10 protein-coding genes and 1 pseudogene are annotated in these 17,014 nt (G+C 52.3%); 5 read left to right on the top strand and 6 right to left on the bottom strand.

Annotated features, from left to right (window positions below):
- Positions 1-98: 98 nt before the first annotated feature.
- From PSR63_RS24650 to PSR63_RS24625, 6 genes are all read right to left on the bottom strand, one after another.
- The gene (locus PSR63_RS24650) at positions 99-1,214 is read right to left on the bottom strand and encodes an alanine racemase (RefSeq protein WP_274328511.1); all 1,116 of its coding nucleotides are present in this window, start codon (positions 1,212-1,214) and stop codon (positions 99-101) included.
- 246 nt (positions 1,215-1,460) lie between these two features.
- Complete coding sequence (locus PSR63_RS24645) at positions 1,461-2,927, bottom strand: DUF1501 domain-containing protein (protein ID WP_274328509.1); 1,467 nt, start codon at positions 2,925-2,927, stop codon at positions 1,461-1,463.
- Positions 2,924-5,566: a DUF1553 domain-containing protein gene (locus PSR63_RS24640; protein ID WP_274328507.1), complete on the bottom strand. Its 2,643-nt coding sequence runs from the start codon at positions 5,564-5,566 to the stop codon at positions 2,924-2,926. Before PSR63_RS24640 ends, PSR63_RS24645 begins: the two co-directional genes overlap by 4 nt.
- 243 nt (positions 5,567-5,809) lie before the next feature.
- A complete protein-coding gene (locus PSR63_RS24635; protein WP_274328506.1) occupies positions 5,810-7,024 on the bottom strand; it encodes a sialidase family protein in 1,215 nt (404 codons plus the stop codon).
- 22 nt (positions 7,025-7,046) lie between these two features.
- Positions 7,047-7,865 carry an SGNH/GDSL hydrolase family protein gene (locus PSR63_RS24630; RefSeq protein WP_274328505.1) on the bottom strand — a complete coding sequence of 273 codons (819 nt, stop codon included), beginning with the start codon at positions 7,863-7,865 and terminating at the stop codon, positions 7,047-7,049.
- 171 nt (positions 7,866-8,036) lie between these two features.
- Entirely contained in the window at positions 8,037-9,233 is a 1,197-nt protein-coding gene (locus PSR63_RS24625) for a substrate-binding domain-containing protein (RefSeq protein WP_274328503.1), read from the bottom strand.
- A gap of 137 nt (positions 9,234-9,370) precedes the next feature.
- Between PSR63_RS24625 and PSR63_RS24620 the strand changes: the two genes are divergently transcribed.
- The 5 genes and pseudogenes from PSR63_RS24620 to PSR63_RS24605 all read left to right on the top strand — a co-directional run bounded on the left by PSR63_RS24620 (position 9,371) and on the right by PSR63_RS24605 (position 16,996).
- Complete coding sequence (locus tag PSR63_RS24620) at positions 9,371-10,447, top strand: sialate O-acetylesterase (RefSeq protein WP_274328501.1); 1,077 nt, start codon at positions 9,371-9,373, stop codon at positions 10,445-10,447.
- A gap of 250 nt (positions 10,448-10,697) precedes the next feature.
- Positions 10,698-10,949: pseudogene (locus tag PSR63_RS28295) on the top strand (c-type cytochrome domain-containing protein); the annotation flags it as partial.
- Positions 10,950-11,054: 105 nt separating this feature from the next.
- On the top strand, positions 11,055-13,736 hold the full coding sequence (locus PSR63_RS24615) for a DUF1588 domain-containing protein (protein ID WP_274328499.1): 2,682 nt from the start codon (positions 11,055-11,057) through the stop codon (positions 13,734-13,736).
- A gap of 4 nt (positions 13,737-13,740) precedes the next feature.
- Positions 13,741-15,123 carry a DUF1552 domain-containing protein gene (locus PSR63_RS24610; RefSeq protein WP_274328497.1) on the top strand — a complete coding sequence of 461 codons (1,383 nt, stop codon included), beginning with the start codon at positions 13,741-13,743 and terminating at the stop codon, positions 15,121-15,123.
- Positions 15,124-15,307: 184 nt separating this feature from the next.
- Positions 15,308-16,996: a hypothetical protein gene (locus PSR63_RS24605; RefSeq protein ID WP_274328495.1), complete on the top strand. Its 1,689-nt coding sequence runs from the start codon at positions 15,308-15,310 to the stop codon at positions 16,994-16,996.
- Positions 16,997-17,014: the final 18 nt, after the last annotated feature.

Raw genomic sequence — 17,014 nt, 5'->3', positions numbered from 1 at the left:
TAAGGCATTTTTCGGCAAGAGTGGCCGAATTTGAGAGCGGGTTACTGTTCCTCCGTGACTCGCCATCCATGCATTCCCCTCATTCGATGGGCAATTAGTTATTGAAGCATACCTCGGCAATCGACAGGGCTTCTTTCAGCTTGCCCAAATTCGTTAAGCCAAAGAAAGCTGTCATGAAGGTTCACACACGGACAAATGTGATTTGGGATTACGGTTACTCTTTCCCCAAGACATGGCTTAGATGAGCATTCGGAAACGTCGATTTCACCATGCTCTTCACTGAGTCGTACGATCTTAGCATCGGGATACTCAATGACGTGGCCAAAACCCGAGTCTGGAACGATCCAATTTCGGTCACTTGCCAGCGCCTTCGATCCGGCGTCCACAACAACCTTTCCAGCAACCGCAGTACTTACCACCGTAGCGACTACGCCTGCAGCGCACTGCTCGATGTCGCAAAATCGACCTCGCACCGTATTCATGTCGTTGAATACATAAGTACCTGGTCGTATTTCGGTCTGGCAGGTGATGTGGTGTGATTGAAATGAAGATGGGGTCGAGCCCCCAGAAACGACCTCGACTTCGATTCCCATACTCCGACAACTCTGTAGAGTCATTTGTAGCTGGTCATCAATTTGTCGAAGTAGCTCTTGCTGTTGATCCGCTGGTGCCGTGATATGCCCGGGATAAAAGAAGATTCCGTCAAATCGAAGCATATCTGGTTGCTCTAGCACGTGTGCAGCAAGTCCAACAACCCCATCCGGTGACGATATTCCAGTACGATGAAAGCCAACGTCTTGATCGACTAAGATCCCAATTGTCGCACCATGTACTTTGGCAGCACTTGCCAAGGCGTCGACACTCTCTCGTGAATCCACAGCAACTCTTAGATTGACCTTCCTTGCAAGCTGGGCGATCCGCTGGCACCTTTGAGCATCAATAGCAGGGTAGGCAATTAGCAAGTCATCGCATTCTTGACTCAATACTTCCGCCTCACCCACTTTGGCGACAGACAACCCGTGACTGCCCATTTGCAATTGCTCTCGCGCGATGCGAAGTGACTTATGTGTCTTGGCGTGAGGGCGCACTTGCAAATTGTGTTGCTGAGCGTATTGCTGGAGGGCTTCGAGGTTGCGACGCACCACTTGTGAGTCGATGACCAGACATGGTGTGTCCAGTTCCATCGACTTTGCCGACATCAATCGATCGAACATCCAATCAATTCCTAATGGGGTAGCGTCCTAGCGAAGAAAATTCAGGCTAACTCGAGCCCGTTTTGAATGGAACGCTTTACAAGTCGAAATAACTTCAACACTCTAGTCGAACTTGAAGTATTGATCGAACGACGACATAGATTTCGCGCACAAGGTCTTGTCATGCACAAAGCAATCGCTGCGCAGTTCAATTCTATCAGAGAGTCAACCGATATCGTTCCGCGACAGGCAAATTAACCCATGACATCAGGTAACGACTTCCTTAATAACATGCCCGAAGTCCTTCTCCAGTCGCTTTCTTCCCGGTACCTGCATCGCACGAGGGTCTAAGCCCAATTGATTCAAGACAGTAGCATGAATATCAGTTACATAATGCCGATTCTCCACGGCATGAAAACCGAGTTCGTCCGTCGCGCCATGGGCAACACCACCTTTGATGCCTCCACCGGCCATCGCAATTGTGAAGCCGTAAGGGTGATGGTCACGTCCATCCGTACTTTGGGAACCGGGTGTTCGGCCGAATTCCGTGGCCCAGACAACAAGTGTTTCGTCGAGAAGTCCACGTCGCTTCAAGTCCTTCAGTAATGCCCCAAGCGGCTGATCGATCTGCTTGCATAACTTGGTGTGATTTGTCTTGAGGCCCTTGTGGCTGTCCCATTGTCCGGCGCCGCCATTGCTGCCGTGATAAACTTGCACGAACCGAACTCCCCGCTCGACCAAGCGGCGGGCAGCAAGCATCTGTTGACCGAAGGTCTTCGTCTCTTTTTGCTCAATCCCGTATAGATCCAACGTCTCTTTCGTTTCATCGGCGAACTGCACAACTTCAGGCACAGCCGTTTGCATGCGATAGGCAAGCTCATAGGAGCGGATCCGAGCAACGAGAGCATCATCGTCTGGAAATTTATCGACCGTGAGCCCGTTCAGCTTTCGTAGCAAGTCAAACTGGCCGGCTTGTTCTTCCTGAAAAGTGCCCTTGGGAGGCTTGGCGTACGGAAGCGGGTTCGCTGGGTCGATGTTCAGCGGAACACCGTCATATCTGGGACCAAGATAGTTTGCCCGATGACACTCTCGCCCTCCACAGCAGTCAGCGACCGGAGTCCCCATCACCACAAACTGCGGCAGGTTGTCGTTGATCGATCCTAGCCCGTAGTTTACCCATGAGCCGATGGTGGGAAAAAATCCTTCGACACGATGCCGTCCGGTGTGAAACTGCAATTGAGCACCGTGATTGCTATCTTCCGTCCACATCGATCGAATCAAACAGAGGTCGTCGGCGCGAGAACCCACATGTGGTAGCCAGTCGCTTATCTCCAGCCCACTCTTACCTCGTCGCGAGAAACCAACTTGCATAGGGAATAGCTTGTTCCGAATAAAGCCATTATTGGGATCAAAAGCGACGACCCGTTCGTTTTCCAGAAACGACGACTTCAGGACTCCTGCATGCGGAGTCGCTTCGATCGATTTGCCCGCGTATTTGTTGAGCGCTGGTTTGGGATCAAAAGTCTCAAGGTGACTAGCACCACCAATCATGAACAGCCATATCACACTTTTGGCGCTTGGCGCTATCTGCTGCAACTGGGTTTCGGAAAAGCCATCCTTAGCCAGCATGCTCGAAAGAGCAATGCTGCCGAAACCAAGGCCCAGGTCATTGAGAAATCTACGACGAGTAAAGCTCTCGGAGGGCAAGTCGGTCTGGCGGGTGAAATAGCTCATCGGACTGTCACAAAATCGTTGTGGTTGAAGAGAACATGCACGAGGTTCTCTCGGGCACGTTGAGCGGAATCTTTGGAAGCGGGCACACTCGCGTCTGCCACACCAGCGATTGGAGTTAAACCTTCAGGCTGACTCAGACGCTCTGCCTGGCTTTCCAGAAAGTCTTGGCACGCAGCAAGCTCCTGGGTGGTACAGTCTCGACATAGAATCGACTCAAATGCCAAGCGGATGAACTTCTCGCTCTCCAGAGCGGTTTCGCTTAGCTTTTCCGCCAATCGACGCGATTGTTCGACCACCAAAGAACTGTTCGACAAGGCAAGCGCCTGCTGCGGGATAATACTTTGAGATCGTCGATAGCACTCGTTTGGCGCGGCGGCATCGAAAGTGACAAGCATCTGCATCTGCTTCTCGTATGCATGCCGAAAATAGAGGCTGCGACGAAATACCTTTTCTCCTTGGTTGAAATCAATGTCGGGACCACCCTGCGTGCGATCCAAGCTGCCTGCGACGTGAAGCACACTATCGCGGATGCTCTCAGCATCTAGTCGCCGAACATTTGACCGCCAGAGGAACTGGTTATCCGGATCCTGATCTAAGTTGACCGCGAAGTCCTTACCAGAGATGCTAGAAGCACGACGATAGGCTGACGAGGTCAAAATCAATCGATGTAGATGCTTCATGCTCCAATCGTGTTCCATGAAATCGACTGCCAACCAATCGAGTAGTTCAACATGCTCCGGCTCTGGCGAGCGGAGGCCGAAGTCGAATACATTCGCCACTAGCGGTTCACCAAAGTGACGCATCCAAATTTGATTCACGGCCACACGTGCGGTAAGCGGGTTGCGGCGATCCGTTATCCAGCCAGCCAGGGCGGAACGCCTGCCGGTACTCTTGGCAGGATAGGCGGTACCCACTGACGAATATTTCGTGGTATCGGTATCCTGAACCAAACCTTGTGCTTCGTCGCGCTGCTTGATGGCTTGATTGACTTCTTTCTGAGCTTTTTCCAACGCTGCCTTCTGTTTATCTTCCGCCTGGTCGCTCGACTCGGCTTGAGAAAGCGCTCTTTGCTTGACGAGCAGCGTGTGTCGCGCTCGCTCCAATTTCGCATTGTTTTCGGCCGCAGCAGCCCGCCTGGCAAGTTCCTGCTGCTTGGCTGCTTCCACATTCTCGGCATACTTGGCCCGGTCGGCTGCCCAACGAGCTTGCAGTGACTCCAATTCCGCAACAGCTGCAACCACCGCTTGTTGGTGTGACGGCTTGTCGGCCGCGTCCTTGCTCTCGGCGAGGCCATTTTTACTGGCTTTCACTTTAGCCGTCGCAGCTACCAACTGCTCCTTCTCAACGTAATCACGTAAGCTGGGATAGACAGCCAAGGCGGGGAGATCAACCGGCGCTGGTTCATACGGCAAATCGATCACCTCAGGAAGGCCAGGCGCAACGGGGTTTTCCTTGTCAGGATGCTTCTCGTTACCCGCGATGTACAGGTAGGTCGGCTCTTCAAGTTTTGCGTCGTAGGCACGTACCAAACCTTGCTTGAGAAGATCGGCCTCGCCAGGCAGTCTTTCTGTGCGAACATCATGTGGTTCAAATACTGCCCGCATTGCGTAGTACTCGGGTTGCCCGATTGGATCGTACTTATGATCGTGGCAGCGTGCGCAGTCGATTGTCATTCCGAGGAATGCCTTGGCCGTATGTTCCACTGTGGCATCAAGCCAGATATTGCGGTTACTTTTGTGATAGTTACGGGCGAGAAATCCAGTGGCTCGTAGTGTTTTATCATCTGTGGGAGCGAGCTCATCCGCAGCGAGCATCTCCGCTATCATTCGATCGTATGGCTTGTCAGCGTTGACCGATTCGATGATCCAGTCGCGCCACCGCCAAATGTGTCGTTGGCTACCACGAAGCTCGTTCTTGTACCCGTCCCAATCACTATAGCGCCAAACGTCCATCCAATGCCGTCCCCAGCGCTCGCCGTAGGCAGGATCATCGAGAAGCTCATCGACGAGCTGGCTCCATCCATCGGGCGACGTATCGCTCAAGAATTGATGTTGCTGATCTGCCGTCGGCGGCAAACCAAGCACATCTAGATAGACCCTTCGTACCAGAGTGGCTGGATCCGAGTGTGGTGCGACAGGAAGCTGAAGCTCCTGAAGCTTGGCGAGCAGAAACGCATCAATCGGATGGACTTCGCCTATCTCGTTCTTGATTTGTGGTATCTCTGCTTTGCGCGGCACCTGGTAGGCCCAGTGCTGCCGAGGATCAGGAGGAATGTCTTCTGACTTCGGAAATGACGCCCCAGTGCGTATCCAGGTCGTCAACACCTCAATCTGCTCTCGGGTAAGTGGCTCGCCCTGACCCTCGGGTGGCATTCGCAGATCCAGGTCTGCAGACTGAACCCGACTGAGCAGCAGGCTCTCCGGCGGTTGCTCCAAATCAAGAACCGGGCCACTCGCTCCGCCGGTGTGAATTAGTTGACCGGCGTCAAGTCGCAGATCGGACTCTTGCTTCAGCGCTCCGTGACACGAAGAACATTTCGTGGCCAGCAGCGGCTTAATATGTTGTTCGTAGTACTTCTCATCAGCCCAAATTGGCAGGGCGAAAAGGTGTAGCACCAGGAGGGTGAGGAGGAGTCTCATGGTATTTCGAGGGAGAGACGGTGGGTGGTGGGACAACAGTGATATCAACTGATATCACCGCTGTTCACCGATGATACAAGAAATCGACCATCAAGGCGAAGCGAATTTTCCTGAATCCAAAATTACCAGCCGACAGCGTGTAGTTTGGCTAAGGGCATTGCTCCCCAGGACCACCAGCATTTCCTCCAGATTCCCGCTTGCCTGTTGTCCTCTACGAACGAAAAGGGTTCGCTGCGGCAAGCGTCAATTCTTCGTGGGCAGGCGTTTCAGATTAGTGTTTTGCAGTTCAGCAGGCTGTAGCGACTGAATTGGAATGACTGCCAATTCCGCGCTATTAAGATTGCCGCGACGGCCACCATTGTTGGAATACCCGACGTAGAGATACCCTTCGTGCTCGACAGCACAAGGATATGCCAAGCTGAGATTCTGTGCCGATTCCCCCGGCTGATCTTTATGGAGAGATCGTCGGATCACGAATACCTGGGAAAACTCATTTTCGCCGGGACGTGTGACGGCAATCGTCAGGGGCGTTCGCTTACCTCCATTGTTTCGCGCGGTCGTGCAAATCAAGTATCGCGGTCCTGTGCTAAGCGTTCCACTTGCCGGTTTCGACGTGGCCATAGGCAGGTTACTGGCCTGTGAGTCTGTCCATGTACGACCATAGTCGTCACTCACGGCAACCAATGCCGCAGCCTTACCGCCGTATCGCGCAATGTTGAAAATTCGCTTGCCGTCGATCCAGATCGAAGACTCGCCCCACATCCGGCCAATACCGTCGGCGGTGGGAATCTCAACACAGTCCCAGTCCGTGAAGTCGTCACCGTGACTGATGGCAACCGCTGCTGGAAAGACCTTGCTATTGTCGTAAGGTCCAGCCAAAACCCCTGGCATAATCCAGTTTCCATCAGCCAGTTGAATCGGCTGATTCATCGGCCAAAAGCCGTTTTGAATCACAACGCCGTGCTTGATCCACTCGTCGGTATCTTCATCAAGCGAATAGGCACGGGTGTGTATCCGCTGCATCTTCTTGTAGTAAGCCCCGTGAAATGCCCACAGTTTCCCATTGTGCGAGAGAAACACGCCGTGACTTACGGCAAGATCAGCTTCATCACCACCGTCAATAACCTGAAGTTCGCTCCAGGTTTGTCCATCGTCACCGCTTACGCAATACTGCGCTTCCTCAGTCACGGTGTTCTCGGCACCCTTATTATGGCCAATCGAAGCGAAGAGCTTCCCCTTGTGCCAGCCTAGCCCCACACCATGGAGAAACGTATAGCCGTCCTGTTTTTGATCCCACTTCTTGATCACATGGAAAGTGACTTCAGGCAGTTCCTGAATGTCCTTGACCACCGGCAACGGCTCTTTCTCATCCCAAAGCGGAAACGGCCCATCATTGTCTGCCCCGAGCAATATCTGAGGGATAAGCAATGCGAACAATAACACAGCGAGATTTTTCATAACACTTGCCGGAGGAGAATATCTACTTCAGTGCCTTAGCAATCGCGTCGGCGACGTTCTGACCGAGGAAATCGTACCCCGTGGCATTAAAATGGACATCGTCTGGATTCTGCATCTTGTCGAGATGAGGCGTGACTACGAAGAACAGGTCGTCCGTTGCTACGTCATGCTTCGCCATGATCTCAGCGGCTGCCTTGTTGCGTTGTACGATCGATTCGGAAGCCTGTTTCTTGGCAGCATCGTCCGGAATCGGGGTCGTTGACGCCCAGACAAGTTTAGCACCAGTCTGCTGCATACGCTCGACAAGTTGCTCCAATCGTTGTCGGTACTCCACGATGGGAGTGTTCCGATCATGGATTCCAAAATTGAAGTGGATGACGTCCCAATTGCCATCACCCAGCCAAACGTCAATTTTTCTCAGCCCGAGTGATGTCGGACCACAGTTCGCGGGGGCTCGATGGACATTCGCTTTGCCTGCCAAATGTTTGCGGACGCTTTGCGTGTAACCACGAGAAACGGAATCGCCGATCAACAGCACGCGAGGAAGTTGGGGATCGTCTTCGACAAAATCCCAGGCGTTAGACTGGCCGGCAACCTTTTGCCGCTTGTGGATCGGGAGGTAGAAGTTGCCCAGGTTCTCCTGAAGTGTACGTTCCCAGGCTTGCTCAGCGGGTGAGAGCATCTTGATCAATGTTTGATACTGTTGCTCAAGCTTTTGATCTTCCTCTGCCTTCTTTGCGGCAGCTTCCTTGGCATTGGTTGGTTCACCTTGAACAGCCGGACAACTGATCAACCCGATAGAGAGGCAGAAGGCCAAAGGCCACAACTTACAGCGTATCATCAAATCTTGTCGCCTTTCGATTGCTAAACAGCGATCTCCATGCGGATCGCAGGAGCCGCCAATTACACGAGGGATTTTACGCGACGTTGATTGCCCATTGCAATGAGTTGCCGTCATTGGGGAATTTGGTGATGACGTCAACAACGAAGCAGATGACTCTTTCCTACCTGGCTAAGAGTTGTTCGGTCTCTGCTGTTTGCGATACTCGGAGGGTGGAATACCGACTTCGCGAGCGAATACCTGATACATCTGCATTGTGGCACCAAAGCCAACACTGCGAGCGATTGCCTTAATGGATGCATCCGTCTGGGCCAACTCCCGCTTTGCCCTCTCGATGCGAACACGGCGAATTTCGGCGGCTATTGAACGATCAAGGTGCGCACGAAATCGTCGCTGAAGTGTCCGCAGCTCGGTCGTCAACACTTGGGCAACTTTCTCAGGGGTAATGGGCCGATGACTATTCGCCGCGATGTACTCAAGCGCCGAGGCGACCAACCTATCATCAACAGCAAAGAAGTCTGTAGATTCTCGTACGACCAACGCCTGTGGAGGAATGAGAAGATGCGTTGGCTTTGCCTCGTGGTCTCCTGGGCGTTCCGTATCCTTCCCTTTCATCAAGCGGTCGAGCATTTGCGCGGCCTCGTAACCGATGCGGTTGAAGTTCAGTTCGACACTCGTGAGTGACGGACGCGGATGTGCGCAGATGATTTCCGTGTTTTGACCGGTTGTGATAGCAACATCCCGTGGCACGTGCCAACCACGGTCGCTGCATAGTTGCGCGACCAATCTTCCGATCATTTCATCACCAACATACAAGCCGAACGGTGGCTTTAGTTTGTCCATCCAAGTAGTGATCGCTTGTTCGGTCGCTCGCCAATTTGCTCGCTTCAAAGCATGAAGCGCCACGTTGGCGGTCTTACAGGTACATCCCGCCTCTTCGACGACACAACGGAATTCCTTCATTTGAAGTTCCTGACCTTGGTCGCCGCGGTTGGTGATCGTCCCAAAATTTCGTAGCCCACGGGTCAGAAGATGTTCCGCTTGAAGATGCCCGGCGGCCTCGAAGTCTGGAAACACCCCAGGCAAAAGCTCACGTGCAGGGGAACTCCACCAGACGTTTACCACCGGGAGCCCCAGACGAACTGCATGCTCGGCCAATGGTTTCGTTATCCGGCCGATAATTCCGTGATACGCCAGCGACTTCGTCCTTCGCTGCGGAAGTTTATCGATAACGACCTCATCGACCATCGATTCCCAACTGTGCTGCTGCGCGTACCGCTGGATGCCGGCAAAGATGTCGACGTGGCGTTTGAGTGGCCATTCGATCTCCAGGAATACAGCCACCCGGAATGTTACGCCGTTTGCCATTCGACCGCCTGTCGCAAGTACTATAGAGATTGTCGCGAATTACAGCATTCTTTCATTTACATTTACTATATGTCCGTTTTCGTTGGGAGACAAACCAGTTCGAGCAACTTCTTAACTCTCCTCTAGGTAACAAATACATGCCATTTCAACCGATAAACCGATTACTTCTGACTATTCTGACCGTCGCGTTGTTGCCCTTTGCGGTTGACGCTGCTGACAAGATTCAGGCCCCCGACGGTAAGCCTGCGGATATGACCAAGCCCGTGAAGGTCTATATCTTGATGGGGCAGTCAAACATGCTTGAAATGGGCAAGGTTGCTGGGGATAAGGAAGGCACGCTCGAGCATGCAGTTAAGAGCAAGGGACTCTATCCCTACCTTGTTGATTCCGCGGGCAATTGGACAGAACGTAAAGATGTACGCAATGTGGCTGTGATGGGCAGTGGTGGTCCAGGCAAAACACAAGTACGGAAGAACGACTGGCTAAAGGTTGCCGGCGGTAAGGTCGGCGTCGAAATCGGCATCGGCGAGCACATGGGCCAATTCCACGATGAGCCAGTACTGATCCTCAAGAGCGCAATTGGTAACCGGTCCCTTGGCTGGGACCTTCTTCCGCCAGGCTCACAATCTTACGAATTCACGGACCCTAAGGACGGCAAGACCTATGTCTATGCGGGTTACGGACAGTCGCCTCTTCGTTGGGAAAAAGGCACCGAGCCTAAACCTATCGGCTGGAAGGCTGGCGTCCAATACGACGGCGACATCGCTCGTGCCAAGCAAGTATTGAGCGAACTCGATAAGTACTATCCCGGCGCCCAAGGTTACGAGGTTGCAGGCTTCTTTTGGTGGCAAGGCGACAAGGATCGTTATAACTCAGGCCATTCTCAGAAGTATGAAGAGAACCTGGTGAACCTGATCAAACATCTGCGAAAAGAATTTGACGCACCACGTGCCAAGTTCGTTTGCGCCACGCTAGGCCAAACGGAAAAGGAGGATGCTTCAGGTACCGAGAAGGACATCATTGAAGCACAACTAGCCATCAGCGACCCGAGCAAGCACCCCGAATTCAAAGGCGATGTGGCAACCGTCTATACCCATCCCCTATCTCAAGGAGGTGCCTCGAATGGCCATTACGGAGGTAACGCAGAGACCTACATGAACGTGGGCGAAGCGATGGGAGCTGCGATGGTTGAACTAATGAAGAACAAATATTAATTCGCTAATCCTTTGCCAGCAGCTACGTAGTGCCCCATGGCAAAGGACGACGACGAAATCGCCAGGGGTGTATGATCCCTAGCGATTGCTGACCAATGCGTTTAAGGCAAAACACAATGGAAAGCCTTAAACGCTTCTCTCGAATAGGCCCATCGCTCCGAGAGAATTTACCCTACCCTACGCCCCACCATACGACCGCCCGCAACACTTCATTGGCTTGAAAGCCGCCACCTTGCAGAATGAGGTTCAAGTGATACGCAACCTATCGCTACGATTCTTCGCACTTGTCATTGCTGCATCTCTGCTCGCGTCCGCGCGAGCCGAAAACACTTTCGCCATACCTACTGACGTTGCAGCAGTCTTTTCCCAAAGCTGCCTGGATTGCCACAGCGACGACTCCGCTGAGGGAGATGTGCGTTTAGATGCGATATCGACCCTAGATCTCGATGCCCGACTCGACTTGCTGAACAGAGTCCAAGAACAACTGTTCCTCGGCCGAATGCCACCTGAGGACGCAGAACAGCCGACATCCGCCTCACGCACACATCTAGCGGCTTGGGTTTCGCAAGAACTAGAAACATATGATGCATCGAAACTCAAGCTGAAAATGCAGAAGCCAGAATATGGAAACTATGTCGATCACGACAAGCTTTTCTCTGGCGAATTCAAGGATATGCCCGGCTTTACTTACGACCGTCGCTGGCTCATGAGTGAATACATTTTCAATGCAAAATTCCAGCGCATTCTGCAAGGTAATGCAAGGGCCAAGCGATACGGACAAACCGTCTCGGTATTTGGGAGCCACAAATTCCGAGATCTCAGCCTAACGAATCCATTTCTGCTGCCGAATCGATCCGGAGTGAGATACTACGCCAACACCGACCTCACCGGTGGCCATCTGTCGAGCATGCTGACAAATGCACAGAACACGTCGGAGTACATGACCAACTACTTGGTCAAGCGTAATCCGAAGTACTTGCCTGCTGTCACGCAAATCATGGCGATGGAGGACGCACACAACGCAACATTGGCGACTCGCCGCGAGTTCCTGGAGAACTTCATAGATCGACTTTGCGTGGACGTCTTCGGCAACGAACACCATTCATTGCTGCCGGAATTCATCCCGGTCACGCTGAATAAGCTCGAATCACTTGAAGAAGGCGAGACCTACAAGAAAGCCCCAACGCACGTTGCACTCAAAATGCTGACGAGCCTTGAGGGGGATGATACTGTCTACCAGGCTCTACTAAACCCAGAACACGAGAACAAAACGGACGACGAGTTTCGTAAGTTGTGCGAGCGTACCTGGTTCTACTTTGGAGATCACGAGCGAGACATTCAGGGTCGAATGACGATCCTACGGGACTACATGCCGGAAATTCGCGAAAACCTTGAAAAGAATCGTCGCAAATTCAAACCACTCGTGTACAAGCCGCTTACTGACGACGAGATGAAAGAACTTCAATCGTCAGTTCGTAAGCATCGCAAACCTGGCGACCACTACGCTGATATCATTGATAAGTGCATCGCTCAATGGGAGCAGGATTTTGTGGCAGAGCGAATAGAAGCAGGTCCACCTTCCAAAGAACTGCTGCACCAACTCGTAGATGAGTTGAGCTTACAAATCTTAGAACGTTCTCCCGATTCAGCGGAATCCGAAGAATACGTTGCCCTTGCCGAAAGCTACATCGACAAGCTCGGGAACCTGAAAGCGATTCAGAAGCTGATTCAAACGATGATGCTTTCAAGCGAGTTTTCCTACCGTCAGGAATTCGGTCGCGGAATGCCGGACGAACATGGCCGTCGAATGCTTTCTCCTCGCGATGCTAGCTACGCAATTGCCTACGCACTCACGGACCAGAGCCCGGATGAGCAACTGGTCGAAGCAGCCAAAAGTGGCAAACTCAACACGATAGAAGATTACCGTCGAGAAGTAACACGGATCTTAAATCAACGAGATGTGTACTACCTGATCGACCCTATCCTGGAAGACAAGAACTACCCAGACAATACTACGAACATGGCGATCCGCAAGCTGCGATTCTTTCGCGAGTTTTTCGGATATCCAACGGCGATCACCATCTTCAAAGATGAGAAACGCTTCGGCGGCGACCGCCTTGAAAATGCTACGGCACGATTGCTTAACGAAACGGATCGCCTTGTCGAACATATCTTGGAAAGAGACCAACATGTGTTCGAGGAATTGCTGACGACCGAAGAATTCTACGTCTACCACGACGGAGACAACGAGCGGATGCAGGCGGCCTCAGACCGAATTAAGAGCATCTACAACCACTTCAAAGATCTCGACTGGCAGAACTTCGACAAGGAAGATCTGCTTGATCACCGAGACTTTCTGAAAGAGGTGAAGATGCGCAGCGTCGATCCGGACAACTTAGAAGCCAGAAATCGCCAAGGTAACACGATCCAGCTGTTCAAGAAATCGATGACAACGATCACCGCCCGACTCGATAAAGGACAACAGGAGGCGGCACCTTACGACCTTTACCGAGGCTACGGCAACGATTTCATGCGGGGCTACAACGTCGCCAAGTTTTTCAACTTCAGTTTGGACAACTGGGACTATCAGACTCAGCAGCCTGCAAAGGTTGCAAATCGCAGTGGTTTGTTAACCCACCCAGCTTGGCTCATCGCTCATGCTCAGAACACCGAGACCGATCCGGTTATTCGCGGCAAATGGGTTCGAGAGAAGCTGCTGGCCGGCACGATTCCGGACGTACCAATCACGGTTGATGCAGCCGTTCCGGAAGACCACCACCGGACACTTCGCAATCGTTTGGCGAGCGTGACGGAAGTCACCTATTGCTGGAAATGTCACCAGCATATGAATCCACTCGGCTATGCGTTTGAGGCATATGATGACTTCGGTCGCTTCCGTCAAGAAGAATCGCTTGAACACCCGGACAACCTTGTTCAAAAGGGTCCGGAACAACGTGGCGATCACCTCGTTGACACGCGAGATACCTACAAGACTCTACCAGTTGATTCGTCCGGATATCTCGAAGGCACCGGAGACGACTCATTAGACGGCGAAGTGCGGGATGCCATAGAACTCACCAAGCGTCTGGCAAAATCGCAGCGGGTGCGGCAATCGATTATCCGCCATGCCTTTCGCTATTTCATGGGCCGCAATGAAACTCTTTCCGACTCGAAAACGTTGATTGACGCCGAACAGGCCTATATCGACAACAACGGCAGCTTCGATGCTGTCATCATCTCGCTGCTGACTTCCGATTCATTTGTCTATCGCAAAGCTATCGAGGACTAAACCTGTGCTCAACCGAAAAGAATTTCTGAAAACGACGGCACTTGGCCTGGGTGCAATGACTCTGGCTCCGTCCTTCAATCAGCTGTTTGCGGCTCCAGGTGAACAAGGTATTCCCAAACGGTTCATTTTCATTCGGAAATCGAGTGGCATCCGCCCTCTTGAAATCGCTCCGCTTGATTTTTCTGACCGGGACAAGGCCCTGGATGAAAAGAAGTCACCATTTGAGGCCGATCTGCACAAGCATGAATTGCCAAAATGGCTGCGCGGCCTGGATGCCCACAAAGAGCATATGACCATCTTGCAGGGCCTGTCCGCTAAGATGAGTGAAAACGTCCACTGGTCGTTTTCGTCGGTGATGGGTTGCTTCAAGTCAAATCGAAACACACTAAGTGCGATCAAGCGGGCCACAATCGATTTTGAGTTGGCCAAGTTGTTTCCCTCACCATTTGGGCATGTCGAACTCTCATTTGCCGGTGGACGGACGGGTATCGTAGACGGTTACTCGGCACCGGCGCCACAAACGCGAAACTACTGCTATGCCGATCCAGAAACGGCGCGCAATGAGCTTTTTAAGTCGGTTCTCAACCCTGAAGCTGTCAATTCCGACAATGACATGCTTTCCTTCCTGCAAAGCAAAGAGGGCCTGACAATCAGTGGCATCAATGGCCATGAGAAGAAACGTCAAGAGATGCAGGTGGATTCGATCGATGCTATCCGGAAACGTAATGCTGAACTGATCAAGATGTCCGGATCGCTCGCTGAGTTTCTGCCTGAGATTGATGCTGTCCATGCCAATGGGGGACCAAACGCAAGTACCCCCGAAAAGCAGGCAGCAATGACGGATGTCCTGATTGCAGCACTCAAGGCCGGATTGACCAACGTAGTAACTTACACAATTGATGACCTGGGGACACCAATCACCGGTTTGCCAGGCAACGAAACGGACCGTGTAGGCATTCACCCATTGGGACATGACGAAGCCTTTGGAGGGGTACCGGCCTGGAAGACTCGGGAGCAGATCCGGATCAGCCACGTGAATCAGATCAAGAAGATCATCGAGGAACTGAAACAGGTGCCAGAGGGGAATGGCACGATGTTTGACAATACGATGATCATGTACTTCCCTGAAAACGGGGAAACGCACCATGGCATTGGCACCGAATCGCCATTTTTAATCATGGCCGGCAACAACTGTAACTTGAATTGTTCTGGTCGCTATATTCGCTTGCCATTTCTCGGCAATGAAGGCCACAAGACTCTGGGCAACTGGTATACGACCCTGTTGAACGCTCATGGCAATCCAATTGAACACTACGGCGATCTCGACGCAGAGATGTCACGAAAGAAGCTACCTCAAACAGGCCCCATTTTACAGTTGATGAGCTAACTCGCCGTCGTAAGAGTCTCAACTGCGAAGCAATGACGACACCCTTTCAATCCCTTAATCAACAATGACGAACAGACTGCGCAAAGCTGGTTGGCTAGGAGCATTGCTTCTAATCGCCTTCTCACAACAACTCTTCGCCGCTGAAACGCTAAAGGTACATGGCATCTTCCGAAGCAATATGGTCTTGCAGCGTGAGAAGCCAATCACTGTGTGGGGATGGGCACCGGTCGGCAATGACGTGACCGTAAAGCTCGGTGATTTGTCGGCGACGGCAACCGCCTCAGGGGATGCGGGCCGGTGGGAAGTCGTCTTCAAACCTCAGCCTGCCAATACCAAAGGTCAGAAGCTGATCGTAAAGTCGGGTCCTCACACCGTCGAGATGGACAATATTCTTGTCGGTGATATCTGGGTGATGAACGGTCAGAGCAACATGGCCTTCGCCCTCAAGGCCGTCTACGAAGCCCCCTTCGAGGCCTCGATGGCCCACTTACCACTACTTCGCCACATCAGGATCAATTCAGGGGCTGAATCGGAAGAGATCGAAGTCGATCTTGCCGACGAGTTTATCAACGGAGGCGCCGAAGATAAGAACTGGAGTGTAGTCACCCCAGAGGTCGCCTTAGAGATGGGCGCCATCGGTTACTTCTTTGGTTCCCGCCTTCAGCGAAGCTTACAGATCCCGATTGGAATCGTCGACAACGCCCGCGGAGGCGCATCGCTGGAAAGCTTAGTACCGCGACATAAATTTTCCGAAAATCCGCTTGCGGCTGAATATCTGGCGTGGGTCGATCAGCGTCACGCCGAGTTCAGTGAAGAGGAGTTTCTTCAGAATCAAATGGATCGTTGGCAAGTTTCCCACGATAAATGGAAAGCCCAGATTGAAGCCGACAAGGCCAAAGGGCTAACCAAAAACCGTCGAGAGCCGCAGAAACCTGACGGCAGTATTCGCACGTGGTCGGTGCCTGGACGCAGCCCCAGCGATGCCGCCTCTTGCTACAACGGCATGTTCGGCGTCTTCAAAGGGCTGAACATCAAAGGGGTCGCGTTTCATCAAGGGTTCAATAACGCAATGATGAACACCAGTTGCAAGCCGAAGCTTTATCGCACGCTGATGAAACTGATGGTCGAAGGCTGGCGTGAAGACTTTAAGGACCCGCATCTACCAGTGGCGGTGATAGGGCTTTGTGCTGGCGGTAAGGCGCAAACGCGCTCGAATTTTGAGGAGTTAGGATTTTCTACCGCCGCTTACATTCGCGAATCGCAACGTCTCGGGTTGGCTGATGTGAATGACCCGGATCATACCGTCTTCATTCCTGCGTATGACCAGAAGATACCGCAGCTGCATACCAAAAAGAAAAAAGAACTCGGACTCCGAACGGCACGCTGGGCATTGAAAACGGTTTACGGCAACGATGATATTGTATGGGAATCGGCGGAGTTGCTGTCAGCCGATATCAAAGGTAATTCTATCGTCTTGACTTTCGACAAACCCGTGCAACCTGATGACTTCGGCTCTGAAATCGAAGGGTTTTCGATCGCGGATGAGACGGGCATCTTTTACATGGCCGATGCTACTGCTAGTCCGACCAAAGACAAGTCGATGCAGAATAAGCAAATCGTTGTTTCCAGCCCACTTGTCAAAAACCCGGTGGCGGTACGTTACGCCTGGTCACGATCGCCGATGGGCAACCTTAAGGTGAATGGAATCCCGTGGCAACCGCTCCATAGTTTCCGCACGGATGACTTTGACTTTACTGCCGAAGTTACCCATATGGATCCTGACGGACCTACCAAAAACTCCGCCGAGATTAAAGCGCTGAAAAGCCAGGCCATCGCCGCACTGCAGACGCGGTTAGATGCCAAGATCGACTAGGCTGAAATGAACATAAGC

It is taken from the genome of Bremerella sp. P1 (genome assembly GCF_028748185.1).
In the GTDB taxonomy this organism is placed as follows: domain Bacteria; phylum Planctomycetota; class Planctomycetia; order Pirellulales; family Pirellulaceae; genus Bremerella.
Note: the sequence above shows the minus strand (reverse complement) of the source record. Positions and strands in the feature narration are given on the sequence as shown.